Raw genomic sequence first — 21,184 nt, 5'->3', positions numbered from 1 at the left:
AGCGGATCTGATGATCCGCTTTTATGTACAACCCAAGGCCAGCCGGGATCAGTTTGTCGGCCTTCATGGTAACGAGATCAAAATCGCCATCACGGCTCCGCCGGTTGACGGCAAAGCGAACGGCCACCTGGTCAAGTTTCTGGCCAAGCAATTCAGAGTAGCCAAAGGACAAATCATCATAGAAAAAGGAGAAACGGGCCGGCATAAACTCGTCCGGATACAAGCGCCACAAGTCATACCCCCGCTCGTCAGCGCCTTGCTGTAATTCTGATACCCGCAAAGACGCCGTCCGCGGACCACTCTATACTTTAAACAATTACTGTATATCCCTTTTGAATGTAAGGTCTTACTCCGTGTGACATACTTCGACAGGACAGAAGGACGACACCATGAAACAGTTACTGATTGCTATTATTGCAACCATAGGTTTTGCCCTGCCAGCACAGGCAGAACAACTTAAAAACATCGGCGAGCTGGAAGTTCACTATTCAACGTTTCCGTCTACCTTCCTGACGGCGGATATCGCTAAAAACTACCGCATTCAGCGCAGTCGTTATTCGGCCCTGATCAATGTCACAGTGCTGGATACCAGCACCGAAGGTAAACCCGCGGTGGCAGCACAGGTGAAAGGGACGGCGCGCAATCTGGTCGGCAATGAGAAAAACCTCACTTTCCGTGAAGTGCGCGAAGGCGATGCTATTTACTACATTGCCGAGCTGAGCCATGCCAATGAAGAACGCTTCCGTTTTAATATTGATGTCTCCCGCCAGTCCACCAGCGGTAATATTCAGTTCGAACAGACCTATTTCGCGGAATAAGCCACTCCAGAGAAAAAGAGGGCAACACTCTTCTTTTCTGTCTTTGGCATTTGCTCTGGCTGTGGGTATCATAGCGCCCCCAGCCTTACAGACCAGGAGTCTTCATGAGCAAATTAGTACTTGCGACCGGCAACCAGGGTAAAGTCGGTGAAATGGCCAACCTGCTTGCCGATTTCGGTTTCGAGGTCATCGCCCAGACGGATCTTGACGTCTCTGATGTCGCCGAAACCGGCACGACATTTATAGAAAATGCCATTATCAAAGCGCGTCACGCCGCCAGAGAAACCGGCCTGCCCGCGATTGCTGATGATTCCGGTCTGGAAGTGGATGCCCTCAAAGGCGCACCCGGTATTTACTCTGCCCGTTATGCCGGAGCAGGCGCCAGCGATCAGGCGAATCTGGAAAAGTTGCTGGATGCCATGCAAGAAGTGCCGGAGGCAGAGCGCACAGCCCGCTTCCACTGTGTACTTGTCATGATGCGCCATGCCGATGACCCGACACCTCTGGTTTGCCACGGAAAATGGGAAGGACGTATTCTCCGCCAGGCCAGAGGCGATAATGGCTTTGGCTATGATCCTGTTTTCTGGGTACCGGAAGCCGACTGCGCCTCAGCCGAGCTGTCCCCTGAACGTAAAAAGCAATTGTCACACCGCGGCAAAGCCTTGCAACACCTCTTTGCTGCCCTGAAGGACGCCTGATGTTAGTACCGCCACCACTGAGCCTGTATGTACACATTCCCTGGTGTGTCCAGAAATGTCCCTACTGCGATTTCAACTCCCATGCACTGAAGCACGATATCCCCGAGCTGGATTACATCGACGCTCTGCTTGAGGATCTGGCTATCGATCTTGATCGCTATCAGCTGGCCGATGGCAGCCGGGCTCTGCACTCCATTTTTATCGGTGGCGGCACCCCGAGCCTGATTTCCGCGCCGGAGATCGGACGGCTACTGGCAGGCATTGAAGCCAAAATCCCGTTCAGTGACAAGATTGAAATCACCATGGAAGCCAATCCCGGCACAGTGGAAGCCGGCCGGTTTCAGGCCTACCGCGAGGTGGGCGTCAACCGGATTTCCATCGGTGTGCAGAGTTTTCAGGATGACAAACTCAAACGCTTAGGCCGGATTCACGGCAAAGGTGAAGCTGTGCGCGCTGCCGCACTGGCCGAAGAAGCCGGGCTGAACAGCTTCAATCTGGATCTGATGCATGGCCTGCCGGATCAATCCGTTGAAGATGCCATGTCGGACCTCAGGCAAGCAATCGCCTTGAACCCGCCGCATCTGTCCTGGTATCAGCTGACTATTGAGCCCAATACACTGTTTTATTCCAAGCCACCAACCCTGCCGGATGACGATGATCTGTGGGATATTTTCGAACAGGGCCATGTACTGCTGGCCGAGGCCGGTTATCAGCAGTATGAGATTTCCGGTTACAGCAAGCCCGGCATGCAGTGCCAGCACAACCTCAATTACTGGCGTTTTGGTGATTACCTTGGCATTGGCTGCGGTGCCCACGGCAAGGTGAGCTTTGCTGACGGCCGCATCACCCGTACCGTGAAAGTCAAACACCCGCGCGGTTACCTTAATCGTCAGAAAGCCTATTTGGATCAGGAAACCCAGGTGAGTGATGAAGAGCGTCCGTTTGAGTTTTTCATGAACCGCTTCCGGTTGCTGGAAGCCTGTCCGAAGCAGGACTATGTTGAGCGGACCGGCCTGTCGCTGGACAGTATTCGCCAGCCGATCAGCTGGGCGCTGGACAAGCAATACCTGCTGGATCAAGGCGACAGCTGGCAAATCACCGAACAGGGAAAACTCTTTTTGAATGATTTACTGGCCGCTTTTGTCGAGGAAGACAAGTAACAGGCTTATTGTTCGCTGGCAGCCTGCTGCCAGCGATTGTCACTTGCAGACACAGAAGATAGGGTAAGGTCAGAAAATAGAGCGGCCAATCCGCTCTGCCAGCAGCTCCAGTGCGGCGGTGCCAGCCACTGAATTGCCCGATACATCCAACTCGGGCGACCAGACCGCAATTGACATTTCCCCCGGTACAATAGCGACAATACCGCCTCCGACTCCAGATTTACCCGGCATGCCGACACGATAGGCAAACTCACCGGCACCATCATACAGACCGCAGGTTGCCAGCAGCGCATTGATTTGTTTGCTTTGCGTGGGCGAAATCAGCGGGGTGTCTGTGCCCAGAGGCATGCCTTTGTTAGCCAGATAGCTGAAGGTCCGGGCCAGATCAACACAGCTCATTTTGAGCGCACAGTAGCCGAAATAATTGCCCAGTACAGGCACAACGTCGTTGTTGAAATTACCGAATGCCCGCATCAGATAGGCAATTGCCGCATTGCGATCACTGTGCTGCATTTCCGATGCGGCCACGTCTTTGTCGTAGGCAACATCCGGGTTACACGCCAGACTGCGCACCAGCTCCAGCATCCGGTACTGCGGCGCCGACAGACGGCTGTGCAGCAGATCCGACACCACCAGCGCACCGGCATTAATGAAAGGATTACGCGGAATCCCCTGCTCCAGTTCCAGCTGGATCATCGAATTAAACGCATGTCCCGACGGCTCTTTCCCGACCCGGGACCAGATTTCATCCGCCTCATACAGTGTCATGGCCAGAGTCAGGCTCAGCACTTTGGAGATCGACTGGATTGAGAAGCCTTCTTCGCTGTCGCCGGCCTGAATAATTTCACCGTCGTTATAGCAAACTGCGATGCCAAGCCTGTTGGCAGGAACCTGTGCCAGCGCAGGGATATAGTCGGCGACTTTGCCCTGGCCGATTAAGGGTCTGACTTCATCCAGAATGTCATTCAGCAACTGCTTATTTGGCTTCATTCACTGTCTCCAGAGGACAAAAAAGCCAACTCAGAGGCTGGCTTTTCAGGCTAATAATGTTTTCAGGTCAACATCTTACTCTATGTTGCCCCTGAATGGCTTTGAACCATAGCACATTATTCTGTTCGCGCGAACTTCATATCCCACACACCGTGACCCAGTCGATGCCCGCGGGCCTCAAACTTAGTCAGCGGACGCTCCTCAGGTCGGGGGATATAATCGCCATCCTGCGCGGTATTCTCATAGCCAGGCGCCGCTTTCATTACATCCACCATATGTTCGGCGTAATTTTCCCAGTCTGTTGCCATATGGAAAATACCACCGATTTTCAGCTTTTTACGCACCATTTCCACAAAAGCAGGCTGCACAATACGGCGCTTATGGTGACGGGCTTTGTGCCACGGATCAGGGAAGAACAACTGTACTGTATCCAGGCTGCCATCCGGGATCATATGCTCAAACACTTCAACGGCGTCATGACACATCACACGCAGATTCGTCAGGCTTTCCGCTTCCGCGGCCATCAGACAGGCGCCGACGCCAGGGCTGTGCACTTCAATACCGATGAAGTTTTTCTCCGGCGCATTTTTTGCCATCTCAACCAGAGAGGCCCCCATACCAAAGCCAATTTCCAGCACCACATGGCCTTCTCGGCCATAAACCTCAGTCCAGTTCAGTGGTTGCTTGTCGAAATCGATCCCCATGTTCGCCCAGTTATTTTCCAGCGCCAGTTGCTGGCCCTTGGTTAAACGACCTTCACGACGCACAAAGCTGCGGATCTTGCGTACCAGCTTACCGTCTTCTGTGTATTCAGTCAGGGTGACGTCAGCGTTTGTTCTGGATTCTTGGCTCATGGGTCCTTACCTAAAATTTGGAGTGTTTGGCACTAATGGATCCGGCATTATCCAAAGTTCACGGCTGAGTGCAAGTGCCCTGACAGATTGAAGCCGACAGCGCTTTGTGTTGCAATCAGCACCGCAGACGCAAACTTGCCTGCACCAACTCTATAATAAAGTGAGCAATCCCCTGTGAGCACTAGTTTTTCTGACGCCATTCTGGTCTGGTACGACAAATATGGCCGCAAAACCCTGCCCTGGCAGCACGATAAAACGCCCTATAAAGTCTGGTTGTCTGAAATCATGCTGCAACAGACCCAAGTCGCCACTGTCATTCCCTACTTTGAACGTTTCATGGCGCGCTTCCCTACCGTCAATGATCTCGCTGAAGCTGATCAGGACGAAGTTCTGCACCTGTGGACGGGTCTGGGTTATTACGCCCGCGCCCGAAACCTGCACAAAGCCGCAAAGCAGATTGTGTCTGAACACAATGGTAAATTCCCGGAAAATATTGAACAGGTAATGGCCTTGCCAGGCGTGGGCCGTTCCACAGCAGGGGCCGTGCTTTCTTTGTCACTCAAACAGCATCACCCGATTTTAGACGGCAACGTTAAGCGGACGCTGGCCCGTTGTTATGCCATAGAAGGCTGGCCGGGGAAAAAGCCGGTGGAAAACGCCTTATGGGCAATCGCCGAGAAGAACACCCCGGCTGAGGGCGTAGAGCGCTACAACCAAGCCATGATGGATATGGGGGCCATGATATGTACCCGCAGCAAACCCAAGTGCGAACTCTGCCCGGTGACCGAGATATGCCAGGCGAAAGCACAAAGCCGTCAAGCCGATTTTCCGGGTAAGAAGCCCAGAAAAACCCTGCCGGAAAAGCAGACTTGGTTTGCCATTTTTCAGCATGGCAGTGAAGTCTGGCTGGAACAGCGGCCTCCTGTCGGCATCTGGGGCGGATTATGGTGCTTCCCGCAACACGACAGCGAAAATATCCAGCCACTGCTCACCCAGCGCCTTGGCGCATCGGCATCTGACGAACTGAAGGCTGAGCACCTCAACGCTTTCCGCCATACCTTCAGTCACTATCACCTCGACATAGTGCCGCTGCGATACCAGCTCACTCAATTACCATCCATGATCAACGAAAGTCACCACGGGCAATGGTATAACCTGCTCAATCCACCACAGGTAGGATTAGCCGCCCCCGTGGTACAAATTCTGGAAAGCCTGCGTTACGAGCTTGAATCGTGACGGTATAACCGAGAAACTAGTGGTAAGAAACCAGTGACCAGTTTTGATAGCTGGCAAATAAGATAACTGAGGATCCCATGAGCCGTACTGTATTTTGTGCCCGACTGAAGAAAGACGCTGAAGGTCTGGATTTCCAACTGTATCCAGGTGAACTGGGTAAACGTATTTTCGATAACATCTCTAAAGAAGCCTGGGCTGAATGGCAAAGCAAACAGACCATGCTGATCAACGAAAAGAAACTCAACATGATGGATCCGGAGCACCGCAAGCTTCTGGAAGCAGAAATGGTGAAATTCCTGTTCGAAGGTCAGGATGTTGTCATCGACGGCTATACGCCACCGAGCGAGTAACACTGAACGCAAGTTTCATGTGCACGAATGTCACGTTCTCAGGCGCCAATGCCTGAAAAACGTACCGTGAACAACAATAAAATGACATCATTTGCCAAAAGCAAATGATGTCATTTTTTATATGAATAACATGATAAAAACACTCCTTATTGCCACAGTGGCACTAAGCCTGAGTGGTTGCAGCCGTGAAGTGGTTGAAAATATCTACGGTGTTAATTACGCACCGACCAACCGGTTTGCGAAAAATCTGGCGCCATTACCCGGACAATTTACCAAAGATACCGCGGCCCTTGACCGTCTGATCCACAGTTTCAGCGGCCAGGTGAAGCAGCGCTGGGGGGATGACAACGTCCTGATTGCCAGTAAGCGCCACTACGTCAAATATACCGATGGCTACCAGAGCCGGGCCCATGTCGACTTCGATAAAGGGGTAGTGACCATTGAAACGGTAGCGACCACCAATCCCAAGCAGCATCTGATCAATGCGATCGCAACCACACTGCTCACCCCCTCTGATCCCGCTGAGGTTGATCTGTATTCTGCTCAGGATTTCGCCCTGAGCGGCAGCCCGTTCTTACTCGGTCAGGTTCTGGATCAGGATGGAAAGTCCATTGAATGGTCCTGGCGGGCTAAACGTTATGCCGAATATTTAGTCAACAACAAGCTCAAGAAGAAGCAGGTTCGCTTTCAGCAGGCGTACTACGTCGATATTCCCATGGTGGCTGACCACGTCAGTAAGCGAAGCTACAAGTACGCCAACATAGTGCGCGATGCCTCTCGCCGTTATGGCATTAAAGAAGATCTCATTTACGCCATCATTAAAACAGAAAGCAGCTTCAATCCTTATGCCGTCAGCCCGGCTAATGCCTATGGTCTGATGCAGGTTGTGCCAAAAACCGCCGGGGCAGATGTCTTTAAGCTGGTAAAAAAGCAAGCCGGACAGCCTTCCCCGCAATATCTGTTTGATCCGGCGAAAAATATCGATACCGGCACCGCCTATTTTTACCTGTTGCAAAACCGCTATCTGAAAGAGGTCCGCAACCCGCTGTCGCTGCACTACAGCATGATCTCAGCCTATAATGGCGGAACCGGTGGCGTGTTGAGCGCGTTCAACCGTAACCGTAAACGGGCGATGCAGGATTTAAACCAACTGCAGCCGAACCAGGTTTATTGGGCATTAACAAACAAGCATCCCAAAGCAGAAGCTCGTCGTTATTTAGAGAAAGTGACTCGCTACCAGAAAGAGTTTCATAACGGAAAAATCTGATACAGAGTAATAACTTTCCGCTCAATGACCGGAATAACGCCGACTCCTGAACCTCAGCGAACAAAAAGCGAGCAAGCAATCGACATTCGCACTTTTTTATGGAAAAAGGTATTGACGATGAGGGCCAAAACCCGTTTAATAGCGCTCCGTTGCCTCGATAGCTCAGTCGGTAGAGCAGAGGATTGAAAATCCTCGTGTCGGTGGTTCGATTCCGCCTCGAGGCACCATTATTAAAAATTATGGTGCTACTAAGCAGCAACGATATCTGTTTGTCGCGATGCGACAACGTGTCGGTCCCTGGCCGGGCGCGGTAGATTCCGCCTCGAGGCACCATTATTCTTTATGGTGTTCTGGTAACGTCATAATGCAGGACAATTCCCCCTTAGTTCAGTCGGTAGAACGGCGGACTGTTAATCCGTATGTCGCTGGTTCAAGTCCAGCAGGGGGAGCCAAATTCGTGTGCCGACTTAGCTCAGTAGGTAGAGCAACTGACTTGTAATCAGTAGGTCACCAGTTCGATTCCGGTAGTCGGCACCATTTATTTAGAGTAAAGCAGTAATGCTTTACCCTGCCTCGATAGCTCAGTCGGTAGAGCAGAGGATTGAAAATCCTCGTGTCGGTGGTTCGATTCCGCCTCGAGGCACCATTTTTAAAAATTATGGTGCTACTAAGCAGTAACGATATCTGTTTGTCGCGATGCGGCAACGTGTCGGTCCCTGGCCGGGCGCGGTAGATTCCGCCTCGAGGCACCATATTTTATTATGGTGTTTTGTTGACACTATAAAACAAGACAATTCCCCCTTAGTTCAGTCGGTAGAACGGCGGACTGTTAATCCGTATGTCGCTGGTTCAAGTCCAGCAGGGGGAGCCAATTAAATACATTGCTAACGGCAGTGTATGTCCTCCAAACTGGTAAGCACTTTGTGCTCAATGTCGCTGGCCTGGCCGGCCACGTTAAGTCCAGCAGGGGGAGCCAAACAGCAAAGCGAAGATTAATCATCTTTGTTCTGCCTCGATAGCTCAGTCGGTAGAGCAGAGGATTGAAAATCCTCGTGTCGGTGGTTCGATTCCGCCTCGAGGCACCATATTAAAAAGTGCTTGGGTAATGCCTGTAAGATTATGTTTTCGCTTTGCGAAAATGTGTCGGTCCCTGGCCGGGCGCGGTAGATTCCGCCTCGAGGCACCATACAATTCCCCCTTAGTTCAGTCGGTAGAACGGCGGACTGTTAATCCGTATGTCGCTGGTTCAAGTCCAGCAGGGGGAGCCAATTAAATACATTGCTAACGGCAGTGTATGTCCTCCAAACTGGTAAGCACTTTGTGCTCAATGTCGCTGGCCTGGCCGGCCACGTTAAGTCCAGCAGGGGAGTCACTTTAGAAGCCCTGGTCGAAAGACCGGGGTTTTTCTTTATCTGTCACTGTGAACACTACAGACAAAATCATTCCTCCTTTAGCCTTCTGTGAACTGACATACTGAATGCTGCGCATTCATTGTCGCTGGCCTGTCCATGCGCATCTGGTCGGCCACGTTAACACCAGCAGATACATCTATCACTAAGCCGCCCGGACGCGCTGTATAACCTCCCTGCCCGCTTTTCATTTACCCAACTGAATGACTGTTATGGTCTCTATCAATGAGTCAAAGCAGCCGCAGCGTGTAAGAAACCAGCTTTTAGTCCCAAGTATTTAATACGCGATGCAAATTATTATACAAGCTTTTGAGTCACTTCCCTTATTTACATTCCATGAATTGCCTGTTGAGTACTCTTCGTCCAAACCCTTAGATGCAATTACGCACTTTTCGACTTGTTTTAAGGAGAGAAAATGTTAGTTCAATACGCTTCATGGAGGAAAGGGCTGCTGTGCCTTGGTATCACTTCGGTGATCAGCTCACTGTCAGCCACAGCTCACGCGCATGGATACATGGACTATCCACCGGCCAGGCAGGAAATCTGCGATCGTGACGGTGGCTACTGGGATACAACAGACGGTTCAACAATTCCAAACGCCGCCTGCCGCGCCGCCTTTTTACAATCAGGCTGGTATCCTTTTATCCAAAAGCCTGAGTTTGCCCGGCTGGTGTCAGATTACAATAATCAGGCTGCTGTCGAACAAGCCATTCCAGATGGCTCACTGTGTTCAGGTGCCGATAACAAAAAGTCCGGCATCGATCTCCCTTCCCCTTACTGGCAGAAAACCCTGGTGGATCTCACTGACAATGGCCAGCTGACACTGCTTTACCGTGCTGAAACACCGCACAGCCCCAGCTTCTGGAAGTTCTATCTGAGCAAGCCTGGTTTTGACAGCGCGGCGCAATCTCTCGCCTGGGCGGATCTGGATCTGGTGGCAGAAGTGGGTAATATACCGACCACTACAATTAATGGCCTGAAGTATTACCAGATGACGATCACCCTGCCGACTGATCGTACCGGAGATGCGGTACTGTTCACACGCTGGCAGCGCGCAGACCCGGCAGGTGAAGGTTTCTATAACTGTAGTGATATCCGCTTTGCAGGTACAGGCACCGGACAACCGGGTAACTGGACAAGCGCGGGCGCTTATGTCAAAGCAACAGACACTGCACAGCCCGGAGAGTCAGCCTGGTTCCGTATTTTTGACCACAATGGCCAGGAAACCGTATCAGAGCAGTTAGCCATTACTACCGCCAACCAGTCTCAGGCTGTGTGGGCAGAAACTCTGGCTACCACAATCAATCAGGCTTATCCGCAAACGGTGCAGGTTGGCAAACAAGACACTAACGGTGCCATTACTTTTGATACTCAGGATCTCTTTGGTAACCAGGTTTTCCTGAACAATCAGGAACACACCTACCAGCTTGATATAAAAGTGATACCGGCCGCCCCTGACTGGATCGCAACCAAAGCCTATGTAGCTGGCGACAAAGTCATCTATCAGGGCCTGCTCTACACGGCTAAATGGTGGACAAAAGGAGACCAGCCCGGTCAGTCCGATGTCTGGCAGCTAAACTAACCGGAGTATGGGTGGTATGCACTATACAATACCACCCATTTCCTGCTCTGCGATACCCGCCGGCACAGGCTCTCCCGCTATTGTTATATCAATCAGTAACCATAATTCATTCAAAAGGTAAATAGCGAAAACTTTTCCTCTTAAGCCAGATCATGTTTTGCCACTTTCCTTCTCTGAACGCCTGGCAACCTGAATTACTATTTTTTCACGATGAAAAATAACTCCTCCTCACCACATGTCAGGAGGCCTCTTATGCATTACCAAGAGACCAGGGAATGAAACTCAGGACACAAACATATTGGCTATCCGGCATCATACTGTTCGCATTGTTATTTATTATGATAACTGGCCTGTGGACGCTGCGAATGGCCAGCAATCAGGATAATGAATCCAGAGTCACGCAGTTATTTAACAGCACTTACAATATCCTGACTGAAATTGAGAAGATGTCTAAGGAAGGCATTCTCGATGAGCCTCAGGCCAAAGCACTGGCGACCCGCCTGTTGCAAAAAAATATCTATAAAGACAATGAATATGTCTACGTGGCTGACAGCAAGCTGATGTTTATTGCTGCGCCGCTGGATCCTCAGCTGCACGGCACCAGCTTCCATGACTTCAAAGACGGCAAAGGTAACAGTGTCGGTAACATTCTCAAGCAGGCTGTGGCAACAAGCGGGGGCAAGCTCGCTCATTATACCTGGACCCAGAAACAACCCGACGGCAGCATTGAAGAAAAATTATCTATCGCCCGCCAGACGCCATACTGGGGCTGGTATGTAGGTACCGGCATCGGCTTCAACGAAGTCAATCAGCGTTTCTGGTCAGCCGCTAGCTGGAAGCTCATCTTATGTCTGTTCATCACGATAACCATTCTCAGCGTCTTGATTTTTGCCAGTAAACGCATTATTAACCTGCTGGGCGGCGAACCCGACGATGTGCAAGCCGCAGTCCAGGCCGTAGCCGATGGCAAGATCACCACGCATTTTGCACACCGGGCAGAGCCGGGCAGCATCTACTATGCCGTCCAGACCATGAGCCTGTCTCTGGCGGAATTAATCAATAATCTGAAGCAATCCATGTCGGCACTGCACAGCGAAATAGATCAGGTTTCGTCGCGTTCCGGTATTATTACCGGCCTGACAGACAGCCAGCAGCAGTCTACCGTCATGATAGCCACCGCGATGACGGAAATGGCCTCTTCAGCGAATAATGTCGCCGAGTCGGCCAGCGAAACAGCCAGCAATACCGAGCGTGCCGATCAGCAAAGCCAGGTCACTCAGAACCTGATCCTCTCTACTGTCGATAATATTCAGGGACTGGCCGATCAATTAGGCATCGCCAGCCAGGCCGTTTCTCATCTGGATACCGAAGTGAACAGTATCGCCAGAGTGCTGGAGGTCATCGGTGATATCGCTGAGCAGACAAACCTGCTGGCCTTGAATGCCGCCATCGAAGCGGCCAGAGCCGGAGAGCAGGGACGCGGTTTTGCGGTCGTGGCCGATGAAGTTCGAAATCTGGCCGGTCGCACGCAAAACAGCACCAAGGAAATTCAGCAAATGATCAGCCGCCTGCAAAGCGGCTCGCGCAATGCCATTCAAACCATGGAAACCTGTGCCGAGACCAGCCAGTCCACGGTGCTGCAATCCCAGGAAGCCTCAGATGCACTGAACCAGATAGTCGCAGCCCTGGAAAGCATTACCGAAATGAGTCACCAGATTGCCGCCGCAGCCGCCGAGCAGACGCAGGTTAGTGACGATATCTCAGCGCGCATCAATATGATTGAAGAAAACGGCAACCAGCTGTCTGACGTGGTTAATCAAAGCCATAGCAGTACCCGCTCGCTCACCAGTCTGTATCAGGAACTGGAGCAGTGGACACAGAAGTTTAGTTTAAAATCCTGACCCGCCAGCCCTGAACACACCGAACCCCACCTACAGTGGGGTTTGGATGTTTTGCGACATCACAGAGTGAATTACTGCGCGTTATCACTCACCAGCAAGACCCCGAACTCAAAATCCTGATAGCCGTAATGCACCACAGTGCCATCGCTGATACCAAAGGTCAGTATGGTCTGGCTTTGCGCATGGGGTGTCGACGACCAGACAGTCGCAGTCATGGCCCACAGCTCATCTTCAGTACGGATCAGTCCCGGAAACGCCTTCAGATTCACCGCAGGAGCCAGACAGGCCACTTCGCGCAGACTGGCCAGCTCTTTGATGTTGGGCATCCGCCAGCCTGACACGCCATCAATCACAGCGCCTTTCTCATTAAGATCAATCTGGAACAAAGCTTTCTTCCAGCTGTAGGCTTCCGGTGTGCCCTCACAGGTTTGCGTTTGCTGATCCCAGCGGGTCCCCAGCAGGCAGCGGCGCCAAACCAGATTGGTCTGCAAATCCGTCACTGTGCCAGTGCCATTCTCTTTAAAGCGGATATCCGGCGCACTGCCCGGGATATCCTGATAGCAGGACTGAAATGCTGCCATCGCATTGGCGGAGCACAGAGTACACAACAGCGCACCAACAATTTTTTTCAACATGGTTTGATTCCTTATTCTGCGACCATACGAACGGCCATCACATTCGGTGACAGACACTCTTCACCCGGCACACAGAGTGCCTGATATGCCGTTAACTCACCCAGTCCTGTTCCACCGTCAGCACCGCTCATCTGAGTCAGGTAAGTAATCGCTTTGCCGGCGGTGTAACCCGGATCAGTCCGCAGCAGAGTCGAAGACCAGTAGAAACCATAGGGCAGATCGTCGCTGCCGATAGTCTGATCGTTGAAGAACCGCACCTTCAGACCATAGGTGTTGCCTGCCGCATCCGTCGCCGTTTCACCGAAATCCAGCAGATCATACTGCTCATTCATGGTCGGCAACCGCCAGCTGGTTTGGCCGCAGTAGCCGGAGGTATTCAGTTTCTCGCTGTACGCCTGCGTGGTACAGGCTGCCAGATGATCTGCGCTGCACGAAGCCAGTGCAATTTCATTGGCATGGGGAGTAATCGTCTCGGTTTCCAGTGCAAACACACGATGCTTGTCACGGAACGAGGTTTTGTCATCGGCTTTGACTTCCCAGATCAGCCCGGTTCGCTCATCTTTGACACAGTGCCAGCGGGCACTGTCTGGCGGCAGCGGCTGCCCCTTCTCGTCCAGCTTGGTGAATTTAAAACCGCCGTCAGTCACATCCAGGCCGAAGCTGGCATCCTGACCCGGTGTACCGCTGTCAGGCTGATCGGACATTTGCCCGCTCGACAGATTGAGGTGCTGCACCATGCCGGTATCATTGAGCGCTTTGCCGGACATCCGGCCCAGCGCCACTATTTCCTGGATCTGGCTGGCACTCAGCGTGCCGGCCAGCAGATCCGGGCCGTAAGTCACCAGGCCTTTGGCTGCCCCGGCAACCGCGGCAGCATAGTCGTCACTGCCGGCACCCAGTTGCCCGAACAGCGCCACCAGCTGAGTGTCCAGCTCAGCCAGAGCCACAACATCACTGCTGGCCAGCAGATCCGTCGGCGGGGTTATCCCCAGAGCTTTGAGCTTATTGCTGACCGCTGCAACGGCGGCATCCAGACTGGCGCCAGCCAGCATTTCACCCATGACCAGCGTAGTCACTCCATTGATCAGGGTGAAAGCATTCTCACGGGCTGCCGGTGCCGCCAGACTCAGAGGTGACGATACCGAGGAGCGGGCCGAGACCGCCGGACCGGTCTGAACCAGCAAAGGGGAAGTTTTCACCCGGATATCAGCGCTGGTCAGGGTGAAGTTATACTGATTGGAGCTGACCGAAGGTTCATCGGATCCGCACGCCCAGTCGCGGTTGATATCGGCACACACCGTCATCGGCAGGCCAAGATTTGACGACGATGCGCGCCCGCTGACGTCATAAAGCGGCAAACCCTGATCATCGGCCTTGCTGCTGCCAGAACCTGAGCCATTACATCCGCTCAGGGCCATGGTCAGCGCAACCGGCAATGCTGCTAGTTGTAAAGATTTCATCTGACTCTCACTTATTTTCGACATTCGATTGACGGCGTCTCAGCAACGCCATCACAGCACCAAACAACAGACTAAACAGCCCAAGCGAGCCACCACCGGACGCACTTGGCTTGTCAGGCTGCGTTGTGTTGTCTGCGGTTGGTTTATCCTCCGGTTTCGCTGCGCTGTCGGTTTCACCGCAGTCAAACCCAGTTACTGCCCCGATTCCCCAGGATCTGAGCTGGCCGCTCTGTCCCGTGACTCTGTCAGTCACTTCCAGCACCCAGTTACCCGCCATAGGTTCGCCCTGCAACTGCGCCAGTGCCGGCGTATTACTGAGAGTGAAGGTGTAGCTTTTGTCCGTCAGCGGATAAGCCTGGTAGTCCAGCAGAGAAAAACTCCGGCCTGAAGGCGTACGGATCACCACCTTCAGATCGGAAAAACGGGTATGAGAAACAGACAGCTGAATACCGAAATCATGAGAGACACTGGCGGCGTCTTCAGGCACGCTGAGCGCGAACAGCGCTTCTCCCAGCAGGATCTTACCGCCTCCGTTGATCTGACGGGCATCCGGCAGCGCCTGATTCAGTTGCTGCAGGGGTTGCGACAAGACAGGCACGCCATAGCTGAAACTCAGCTGCTGCTGGCTGCTTTGCGTTTGTTGTGCCGGATCGGCGGTGACACTGATGTCCGCCGTCAGCGCAATGCTTTCCCCGCACTGCAGCGCCTGCGGGATACGGATCGGCTCATTGACCCGGCTGATCGCACCGGCAGCCAGGTGATCAGCAGCAACTACCTGATGCCAGTTCAGTGCAGGTATCGCCAGTTCGGCACGAAACGCCGCCAGTGTCTGCTCGCTGGCGTTAACCAGAGCAACAGACAGCTGAGTCTGATTATTGTCTGTCACCGCCAGCGCCGAAGCGGCCTGATCCAGCACCACGGCATCGCGCAAAATGCCATGATGCCTGAATCTGCCTGCCAGCCAGCTGGCATAGTTTTTCTGCGGATAGAGGCGCTGCGCTGCGTCAACAGTGGAACGGGCCAGATCGTTCATCTTCATGCCAAAGCCCATCCCGGCCATCCCTTCGAGCACCACGCGGTTGAATTCATCAAACGCCGCTTCGCCATAGACGGCTTCGGCCTGTTTCAGAGTCTGAAACAAAGGCGTCGACCACAGCTGATCGCCCAGGGTGCCGAACACAGAAACATGCGCCCGGTATTCCATTTCAGGGTAATAGCGCGCTTCCTGATCATTGAGCGAGCGCCGCGATTTCAGCGCACCGACCGCGCCGTCCCAGTTGGCAAACACATCCAGCTCAAAGCGTTCGCTGCGATCCCGCTGCCCCCAGAAGCTGTAAGCTCCGGCCCAGTAATCGCCAAAACCTTCACCTATGGCTTCGCTGTCTCCGCCTTTCCAGTCCGGAACCAGTTGATAGTTAATGGCATGCCCGAATTCATGCAGCACCACGTCAGCATCCTCACTGTCCGGGACACCACCAACTCCCATCGCCAGGATCCCGGCATCTGTCAGGTAAGTGGAGTTATTGGTACTCTGGCCCTGCGCATCGATTTTCAGCGGGGCGTGAAACACGGCCAACTCACCGCGAAAACCCAGGCTTTCGAGGTACTGCAGCGAATGATCCAGGTGGTAAAACGCATTAACATCCCGAAACGCCGCGTCCTGGCGAGTAAAAGCAAAACCTTCGCTATCAGCCACCGACACCAGCCCCTGCTGCGGCCCGAGCGCCAGATCTGTGATGTCGGTAATATCGACCGCCATCACCCTGTCGTTGGCCAGATACAGCTGACCATCCTTGCGGGTCACCTCGACACCTGTGACGCTTTGATAGGCTTCTGCCGGAATCACAACCTCATCGACATTGGCATGGCCGGCTTCAAGCGCCCGCCCCGTTGCGGTGCGCGGATCCGGATCAAACACTGTCATGGCCGTCTGAACCCTCTCGCCCTCCGGCGGCGTCAGCAAGGTGTGCGGCCGGGGTGGCAGCGGCTGATTCAGAGCGCAGTTTGCCGTTTCATCCAGCAGGGTGTTGAAAACACGGTACAACTGGCCGTGCTGATCTGTAGTCACCACAATCGCACCTTCACAGGGCCGGCCCAGAGCGTCTTGCTGAACAAAATTGTAATGGCTGCCCAGCAGGCTCTGGCGGGTGTAACGCAGCGCCAGCGACTCTGTGTGCAGATAGCGAGACTGCACATACGCCAGCGCCGCATCACTGTCATGAATCGCAACAGTATCAATCGGATAGAGCAGATGCTGAGCCTGAGCCTGGCTGCAGAGCAGCGCGGCCGTCGTCAGAAAATATCGTCTCATTGCGGCTTTCCTTAAAAGCTGTACTTGGCGTTGACGCTGAAATAGCGGCCCGGCTCAGTTGAAAAGGTGGTTTGGGCTTCGCTCACACCCGCCACGTCCTGATACCGGGTGTACTGATGATCGAACAGGTTATGCACCGAGGCATTGAGCCGGAAATCCTGGGTCAGATTAAATCCCGCGCCGGCATCAAGCGTCATCCAGCCTGACGTGGTGGCACAGCGCTGGCTGATCCCCAGCTCATCCTGACAGCTAGGTACTTTGTCCATCGCACCGGCATAATTGACCCGTACGAAGCTCTGCCAGTTGTCCTGCAGATACAGCAGCATGCTGTTGCCTTCCAGCGGCGTCAGGGTGCGGATCGGCTCGCCGTGCTCATCCTCGCCGTCAACGATGCCCAGCTTGCTGACAAGGTTCAGGCGCTCGCTGAACCAGTAGCTGACGCTCATCTCGGCACCGTAGGTTTTCACGCCATCCAGATTCTGATACTGCACTTCGGCGTACTTAGCGGCTTCGTTCCAGCCAATGGTTTTTTCGCTGATAAAATTGTCGAACACCGAATAGAACACCGCGCCGTACACAGCGAGCTGGCCGTCATCGTATTTGGCTCCCAGTTCCAGGTTGTCACTGGTTTCCGCCTCCAGATCGGCATTCGGCCGGATCACAAAATTGCCCAGATCGCTCGACAAGTGCGGGACAAAACCGTAGGCCTTGGCATAGGAGGGCGCGAGAAAACCATGGCTGTAACTCAGGTAGGAATTCAGGGCTGGCGTCCATTGGTAGGCCAGCGACAGACTGGGTGACAGCTCACCGCTGCTCAGATCATGCAGTGGATAACCGCCAATGGTTTCCTCCACCTCAGACGACATTTGCTGATAATCAAAACGCAGGCCCGGCGCCAGGTTCCATTTACCCCAGCGAATATCATCATGCAGATACACCCCCAGATTGTGGGTTCGGGCCGAGGCAAAAGGCGCAGAGTCTTGCTGCGTGTCCCCGCTCCAGTCGGCAATACGCTTGCTGACCGGACGCTCATGCAACATAGATTCCAGCTCCATCCCCCAGGCGATGGCGTGTTCAACCTCGCCATGAACAGCCCGCTGCTGCAAATCGGCTGACAAGCCGATCAGATGATCATTAAATGCACGGCTTTCAGACTGACGCCGTTTGAACACCAGCCCTTCCTGTGTCCGCTGCATCGCAATATCTTTATCGCTCAAGGTGTCTGTCTGGCGGTAGTACAGATTGATATCGGCCTGCTCGGCCAGCAGGGCTTCCCCTTCCCATTCAGCCCCTGCGCGGACAGACAAGGTGCTCGTCTCCCCTTCTTCCAGAAACGAGCTGGCTTGCCAGCCGCCGCCGTCCGGCTGAGTCGGGGGTATTCCCTGCTCCCGCCTCACCTGCTGCTGGTAATAATCTGCCTTGCCCTTGAGCGTCCAGCTGTCATTCAAAAACCATTCACTGGTCAGAGCCGCATTGAAGCCGTCAATATTCCTGAGATAGAGCGACTGATCATGGTTTTTGCTCTCACTGCCCTGCCAGTAACTGACCCGCACCAGATGCGCCGTGTCGCCCAGCCGTGCCGCCGTGGCCAGTGTCGAAGTGTACTTATCACTGATCCCCGAATAACCGCCTTCCAGACCGGCATAGTGATCTTCGCTGCCCAGATAATCACTCGCTGTTTTCGAGGTCAGCACCACCACGCCGCCAATGGCACCGGAGCCGTACAGCGACGAGTCCGCCCCTTTGACCACTTCAATCTGCTTAACATCGCCCAGATCAAAACTATTATGGCCGGCCACATCGTTCAGATCGCTGGCCCCATAGCCGTCCGCAACTTTGACGCCGTCTTTGATCACCGCAATCCGGTTGCCGCTCATACCACGGATCGTGATGGTTTGCGGACGTCCGGCACCACCGCTGACACTGACACCGGGTTCATGAGACAGTACGTCATACAGCTCGGTCGATCCCTCACGTGCAATATCCTCGCTGGTGATCACCGCCACTGAGCCATTGGTTTCAGACAGCGGCTGCTCGATGCGGGTCGCCGTGACTACCACAGTCGTCATTTTTTCGGCTTCCGCCTGCTGGACAGCCAGGCTGTGAAAACTCATCAGGCCTGCGCTACTGGACAGGGCACACAAAGCCAGGGGGACAGGCTTCAACTGCATGTTGCACACTCCGGTTGTTATAAAAAATTGTTATGAAAATTTGTTATTAAAATGAACGGTTAAGTTTTTATCAGGTAATAGCAGCCTGTCCGGCTTCCAGCGAAGCCAGACAGGCTGTAATAGCAAAACGGTTTAAGGTGACTGTGTTGCTGTGGGTGCCAGATGCAGCAGGAAGGCATACTCTCTGGCCTGCTGCCGCATCGCCTGCCGGGCATCCTGGCGATGACCGCCTGACAGGTCGGTCTGCAGCAGATAAGGGCCCTGGCTGAGGCTGTTGTCGCGGATTGCCATCACCCAGCGGGCAGGTTCCCAGTAAGGCACCTGAGTGTCGTACAGTCCGGCGGTCACCAGCATGGGCGGGTAAGCCTGCGGCGAAATGTTGTCATTCGGGCTGTATGTTTTCATCACCGCCAGCTGCGCCGGATCACGGGGGTCGCCCCATTCGGCATACTCCTGCCGGGTCAGCGGCAGGCTTGGATCCGACATGGTGGCTATCACATCAACAAAAGGAACCTGCAGTACGGCACCGGCAAACAATTCCGGCTGCCGGTTCAGCGCACCGGCGATCAGGGTACCGCCTGCACTGCCGCCCAAAGCCAGAATGGGCCTGTCGCGACCCTGGCGGTAGGCTTTGATCACTTGCGCCACGGCCAGATAATCGTCGAAGCTGTGGGGTTTACTGTGCCCTTTGCCCTGCGCATACCATTGCGGGCCAAGATACCCACCGCCTCTGACATGGGCGATCGCATATATCACTCCGCGATCCAGCAGGCTGATGATTTGTGGCATGAAATAAGGACGCACCGGAGTGCCATAAGCACCGTAGCCATAAAGAAAAACCGGGGATTTTTCATTGATCCGGTCAGTACGGTAAGCCAGTGTCACAGGAACGGAAACGCCGCCGTGACGCACCTGAATCTGTTCAGTCTGATACGCGGCCGCATCTATACCGCGATAACGATCTTCCGTCAGAGTCGCAATGCGCATTCGGGTAAGATCCAGCGCCAGCCACCGCGGTGGCTGGGTCAGCGACATGCTGCGGATCATCACAGAGCGGCCATAGCGGTTGCTGTTACCAGACAGCCAGGCCACACCGCCAGCCGGAGTGATGATGGTGTCAAACAGGCTCTGGCCCTGATAATCAAGGACGATCACCCGACTGGTACTCTTCTCGGTTACTTCCAGCACTATGTGTTCGGGAAACAGCAACCAGTTCTTGATGTGCTGGTTGGCTGCCGGCTGCCAGAATGGCTGCCAGTTCGTGGCATCACCCTCGTTCAATGCTGCGCGAAAAAGACGAAGGTCACCGTCACGGTTGCTGGCCAGAAACAGGGAGGCGTGGCGCACATCGGCATAATATTCGATACCAGATTCGCGAGGCCGCAGTGTAGCCAGACGCTTGCCGCTGTTACTGTCCACCAGCATCTGTTCACTGCTGTCATGGTTATTCGACTGAATGATCACATACTGATCATCTGTCGCTGCATAGACAGATACCAGCCACGCCGGATTGTGCTCGCGAAACAGCATCTCTTTGTGTGCCTGCGGCAGCGACCAGCGCACCACTTGATACGGACGGTAAGTCCCACCTTCATTTTCGACGAAATACAGGCTCTGGCTGTCAGCACTCCACACAAGATCCGTCGCGGCGTACTCTGAAAGCGTTGCAACAGTCTGCCCGCTGGACTGCTCAATAACGCTCAGCCGGTAATTACGATCGCCCCGGCGATCTTCAGTGACGGCCACATAACGGTGATCCGGACTCACCTGCCAGCCGCCGAGCTGATAGTAGTCCGCCTGTTGGCTGCGCGGTGTCAGATCAACAGCTGTGCTCACTTCACCTGTCCGGGCATCCTGACGCAGCAACAACCGGGACTGATCCGCTGTGCTGAGACGATAATTGTATGACCCGGCAAGCTGCCATGGCCGATCGGCCACGCTGGCCTGACGGGCCTGCCACTCATCCAGCAATGACTGTTCCACCGAGGCCTGTTGCTGTAATGCCCGCTCTGTCTGCTGATTTTGGTCCCGCAGAAAAGCCAGTACCTGTGCCGATTGACGGGAATCATCCCGCAGCCAGCCGTAAGACGGGGCCGGTTCGGAGCTCGCCTTCACATCAACAGCGAATACCGGCCAAGCCGAAAGCAGGCTCGCTATACCGCACAAAGTGATACCCACCAAGCAACTTTTCATCTCGACACCACAACCTACTTACAACTTCATCTGGGAAAGTCATTTTCCGCCCATTAAACAGGGCGCACATCATGCACACAAACAGTAATGAGATCAATTATCAATTTCATTTGTATTTATAAAAACAGACAGGGAGTGATTCAGATCAC

The 21,184-nt window shown here is 53.8% G+C and carries 16 protein-coding genes and 7 tRNA genes; 16 read left to right on the top strand and 7 right to left on the bottom strand.

The genetic code is table 11. The annotated features are described in order from the left end of the window. Positions 1–10: 10 nt before the first annotated feature. The 4 genes from yggU to hemW all read left to right on the top strand — a co-directional run bounded on the left by yggU (position 11) and on the right by hemW (position 2,676). Positions 11–265: a DUF167 family protein YggU gene (gene yggU / locus Q4491_RS11905; protein WP_218384392.1), complete on the top strand. Its 255-nt coding sequence runs from the start codon at positions 11–13 to the stop codon at positions 263–265. Positions 266–389: 124 nt separating this feature from the next. Next, positions 390–818 (top strand): DUF4426 domain-containing protein, encoded by a 429-nt coding sequence (locus Q4491_RS11900; protein WP_192015765.1) that lies wholly within the window; start codon positions 390–392, stop codon positions 816–818. Positions 819–922: 104 nt separating this feature from the next. Beyond that, positions 923–1,516 (top strand): XTP/dITP diphosphatase, encoded by a 594-nt coding sequence (locus Q4491_RS11895; RefSeq protein WP_192015766.1) that lies wholly within the window; start codon positions 923–925, stop codon positions 1,514–1,516. Then, positions 1,516–2,676, top strand: a complete 1,161-nt coding sequence (gene hemW, locus Q4491_RS11890) for a radical SAM family heme chaperone HemW (RefSeq protein ID WP_192015767.1) — start codon at positions 1,516–1,518, stop codon at positions 2,674–2,676. The genes Q4491_RS11895 and hemW overlap by 1 nt, the downstream gene beginning before the upstream one ends. Positions 2,677–2,745: 69 nt before the next feature. Here hemW and glsB read toward each other — a convergent pair whose 3' ends face one another. Continuing rightward, entirely contained in the window at positions 2,746–3,666 is a 921-nt protein-coding gene (glsB, locus tag Q4491_RS11885; protein ID WP_192015768.1) for a glutaminase B, read from the bottom strand. Positions 3,667–3,782: 116 nt separating this feature from the next. Then, a complete protein-coding gene (trmB, locus tag Q4491_RS11880) occupies positions 3,783–4,520 on the bottom strand; it encodes a tRNA (guanosine(46)-N7)-methyltransferase TrmB (protein WP_192015769.1) in 738 nt (245 codons plus the stop codon). A 174-nt stretch (positions 4,521–4,694) separates the two neighbouring features. Here trmB and mutY point away from each other — a divergent pair, with 174 nt between their 5' ends. The 12 genes from mutY (at position 4,695) to Q4491_RS11820 (ending at position 12,265) form a co-directional block, all read left to right on the top strand. Beyond that, positions 4,695–5,756: an A/G-specific adenine glycosylase gene (gene mutY / locus Q4491_RS11875; protein WP_303457702.1), complete on the top strand. Its 1,062-nt coding sequence runs from the start codon at positions 4,695–4,697 to the stop codon at positions 5,754–5,756. A gap of 77 nt (positions 5,757–5,833) precedes the next feature. After that, the gene (locus Q4491_RS11870) at positions 5,834–6,106 is read left to right on the top strand and encodes an oxidative damage protection protein (RefSeq protein ID WP_027253620.1); all 273 of its coding nucleotides are present in this window, start codon (positions 5,834–5,836) and stop codon (positions 6,104–6,106) included. 130 nt (positions 6,107–6,236) lie between these two features. After that, positions 6,237–7,373, top strand: coding sequence for a membrane-bound lytic murein transglycosylase MltC (gene mltC, locus Q4491_RS11865; protein ID WP_303457699.1), 1,137 nt, complete (start codon positions 6,237–6,239; stop codon positions 7,371–7,373). 151 nt (positions 7,374–7,524) lie between these two features. Further along, a tRNA-Phe gene (locus tag Q4491_RS11860) sits at positions 7,525–7,600 on the top strand. A 149-nt stretch (positions 7,601–7,749) separates the two neighbouring features. Further along, positions 7,750–7,825: transfer RNA gene (locus Q4491_RS11855), tRNA-Asn, on the top strand. A 9-nt stretch (positions 7,826–7,834) separates the two neighbouring features. After that, positions 7,835–7,910 (top strand) — tRNA-Thr (locus tag Q4491_RS11850). Between the two features lie 33 nt (positions 7,911–7,943). Further along, positions 7,944–8,019, top strand: a tRNA-Phe gene (locus Q4491_RS11845). Between the two features lie 149 nt (positions 8,020–8,168). Beyond that, positions 8,169–8,244: transfer RNA gene (locus Q4491_RS11840), tRNA-Asn, on the top strand. Positions 8,245–8,382: 138 nt separating this feature from the next. Beyond that, a tRNA-Phe gene (locus Q4491_RS11835) sits at positions 8,383–8,458 on the top strand. 107 nt (positions 8,459–8,565) lie between these two features. Beyond that, a tRNA-Asn gene (locus Q4491_RS11830) sits at positions 8,566–8,641 on the top strand. A gap of 556 nt (positions 8,642–9,197) precedes the next feature. Continuing rightward, complete coding sequence (locus Q4491_RS11825; RefSeq protein ID WP_303457697.1) at positions 9,198–10,364, top strand: lytic polysaccharide monooxygenase; 1,167 nt, start codon at positions 9,198–9,200, stop codon at positions 10,362–10,364. Between the two features lie 275 nt (positions 10,365–10,639). Beyond that, positions 10,640–12,265 carry a methyl-accepting chemotaxis protein gene (locus Q4491_RS11820; protein WP_303457695.1) on the top strand — a complete coding sequence of 542 codons (1,626 nt, stop codon included), beginning with the start codon at positions 10,640–10,642 and terminating at the stop codon, positions 12,263–12,265. Between the two features lie 71 nt (positions 12,266–12,336). Here Q4491_RS11820 and Q4491_RS11815 read toward each other — a convergent pair whose 3' ends face one another. The 5 genes from Q4491_RS11815 to Q4491_RS11795 all read right to left on the bottom strand — a co-directional run bounded on the left by Q4491_RS11815 (position 12,337) and on the right by Q4491_RS11795 (position 21,035). Continuing rightward, positions 12,337–12,900 carry a DUF1566 domain-containing protein gene (locus Q4491_RS11815; protein WP_303457693.1) on the bottom strand — a complete coding sequence of 188 codons (564 nt, stop codon included), beginning with the start codon at positions 12,898–12,900 and terminating at the stop codon, positions 12,337–12,339. Positions 12,901–12,911: 11 nt separating this feature from the next. Then, a complete protein-coding gene (locus Q4491_RS11810) occupies positions 12,912–14,360 on the bottom strand; it encodes a DUF1566 domain-containing protein (RefSeq protein WP_303457691.1) in 1,449 nt (482 codons plus the stop codon). 7 nt (positions 14,361–14,367) lie between these two features. Continuing rightward, on the bottom strand, positions 14,368–16,671 hold the full coding sequence (locus Q4491_RS11805) for a proprotein convertase P-domain-containing protein (protein ID WP_218384293.1): 2,304 nt from the start codon (positions 16,669–16,671) through the stop codon (positions 14,368–14,370). An 11-nt stretch (positions 16,672–16,682) separates the two neighbouring features. Next, positions 16,683–18,842, bottom strand: a complete 2,160-nt coding sequence (locus Q4491_RS11800; protein ID WP_303457689.1) for a TonB-dependent hemoglobin/transferrin/lactoferrin family receptor — start codon at positions 18,840–18,842, stop codon at positions 16,683–16,685. A gap of 132 nt (positions 18,843–18,974) precedes the next feature. Next, on the bottom strand, positions 18,975–21,035 hold the full coding sequence (locus Q4491_RS11795; protein WP_303457686.1) for a prolyl oligopeptidase family serine peptidase: 2,061 nt from the start codon (positions 21,033–21,035) through the stop codon (positions 18,975–18,977). Positions 21,036–21,184: the final 149 nt, after the last annotated feature.

Origin of the sequence: Photobacterium sp. 2_MG-2023 (genome assembly GCF_030547675.1) — a bacterium.
GTDB lineage: Bacteria > Pseudomonadota > Gammaproteobacteria > Enterobacterales > Vibrionaceae > Photobacterium > Photobacterium arenosum.
The sequence above is the reverse complement of the archived record's forward strand: the minus strand, read 5'-3'. Positions and strand labels throughout refer to the sequence as shown.

Coding starts and splice junctions, on each gene's coding strand:
- yggU (WP_218384392.1), top strand. CDS start 11: ATGATCCGCTTTTATGTACAACCCAAGGCCAGCCGGGATCAGTTTGTC.
- Q4491_RS11820 (WP_303457695.1), top strand. CDS start 10,640: ATGAAACTCAGGACACAAACATATTGGCTATCCGGCATCATACTGTTC.
- Q4491_RS11810 (WP_303457691.1), bottom strand. CDS start 14,360: ATGAAATCTTTACAACTAGCAGCATTGCCGGTTGCGCTGACCATGGCC.
- glsB (WP_192015768.1), bottom strand. CDS start 3,666: ATGAAGCCAAATAAGCAGTTGCTGAATGACATTCTGGATGAAGTCAGA.
- Q4491_RS11895 (WP_192015766.1), top strand. CDS start 923: ATGAGCAAATTAGTACTTGCGACCGGCAACCAGGGTAAAGTCGGTGAA.
- Q4491_RS11825 (WP_303457697.1), top strand. CDS start 9,198: ATGTTAGTTCAATACGCTTCATGGAGGAAAGGGCTGCTGTGCCTTGGT.
- Q4491_RS11800 (WP_303457689.1), bottom strand. CDS start 18,842: ATGCAGTTGAAGCCTGTCCCCCTGGCTTTGTGTGCCCTGTCCAGTAGC.
- Q4491_RS11805 (WP_218384293.1), bottom strand. CDS start 16,671: ATGAGACGATATTTTCTGACGACGGCCGCGCTGCTCTGCAGCCAGGCT.
- mltC (WP_303457699.1), top strand. CDS start 6,237: ATGATAAAAACACTCCTTATTGCCACAGTGGCACTAAGCCTGAGTGGT.
- trmB (WP_192015769.1), bottom strand. CDS start 4,520: ATGAGCCAAGAATCCAGAACAAACGCTGACGTCACCCTGACTGAATAC.
- Q4491_RS11795 (WP_303457686.1), bottom strand. CDS start 21,035: ATGAAAAGTTGCTTGGTGGGTATCACTTTGTGCGGTATAGCGAGCCTG.
- hemW (WP_192015767.1), top strand. CDS start 1,516: ATGTTAGTACCGCCACCACTGAGCCTGTATGTACACATTCCCTGGTGT.
- Q4491_RS11870 (WP_027253620.1), top strand. CDS start 5,834: ATGAGCCGTACTGTATTTTGTGCCCGACTGAAGAAAGACGCTGAAGGT.
- Q4491_RS11900 (WP_192015765.1), top strand. CDS start 390: ATGAAACAGTTACTGATTGCTATTATTGCAACCATAGGTTTTGCCCTG.
- Q4491_RS11815 (WP_303457693.1), bottom strand. CDS start 12,900: ATGTTGAAAAAAATTGTTGGTGCGCTGTTGTGTACTCTGTGCTCCGCC.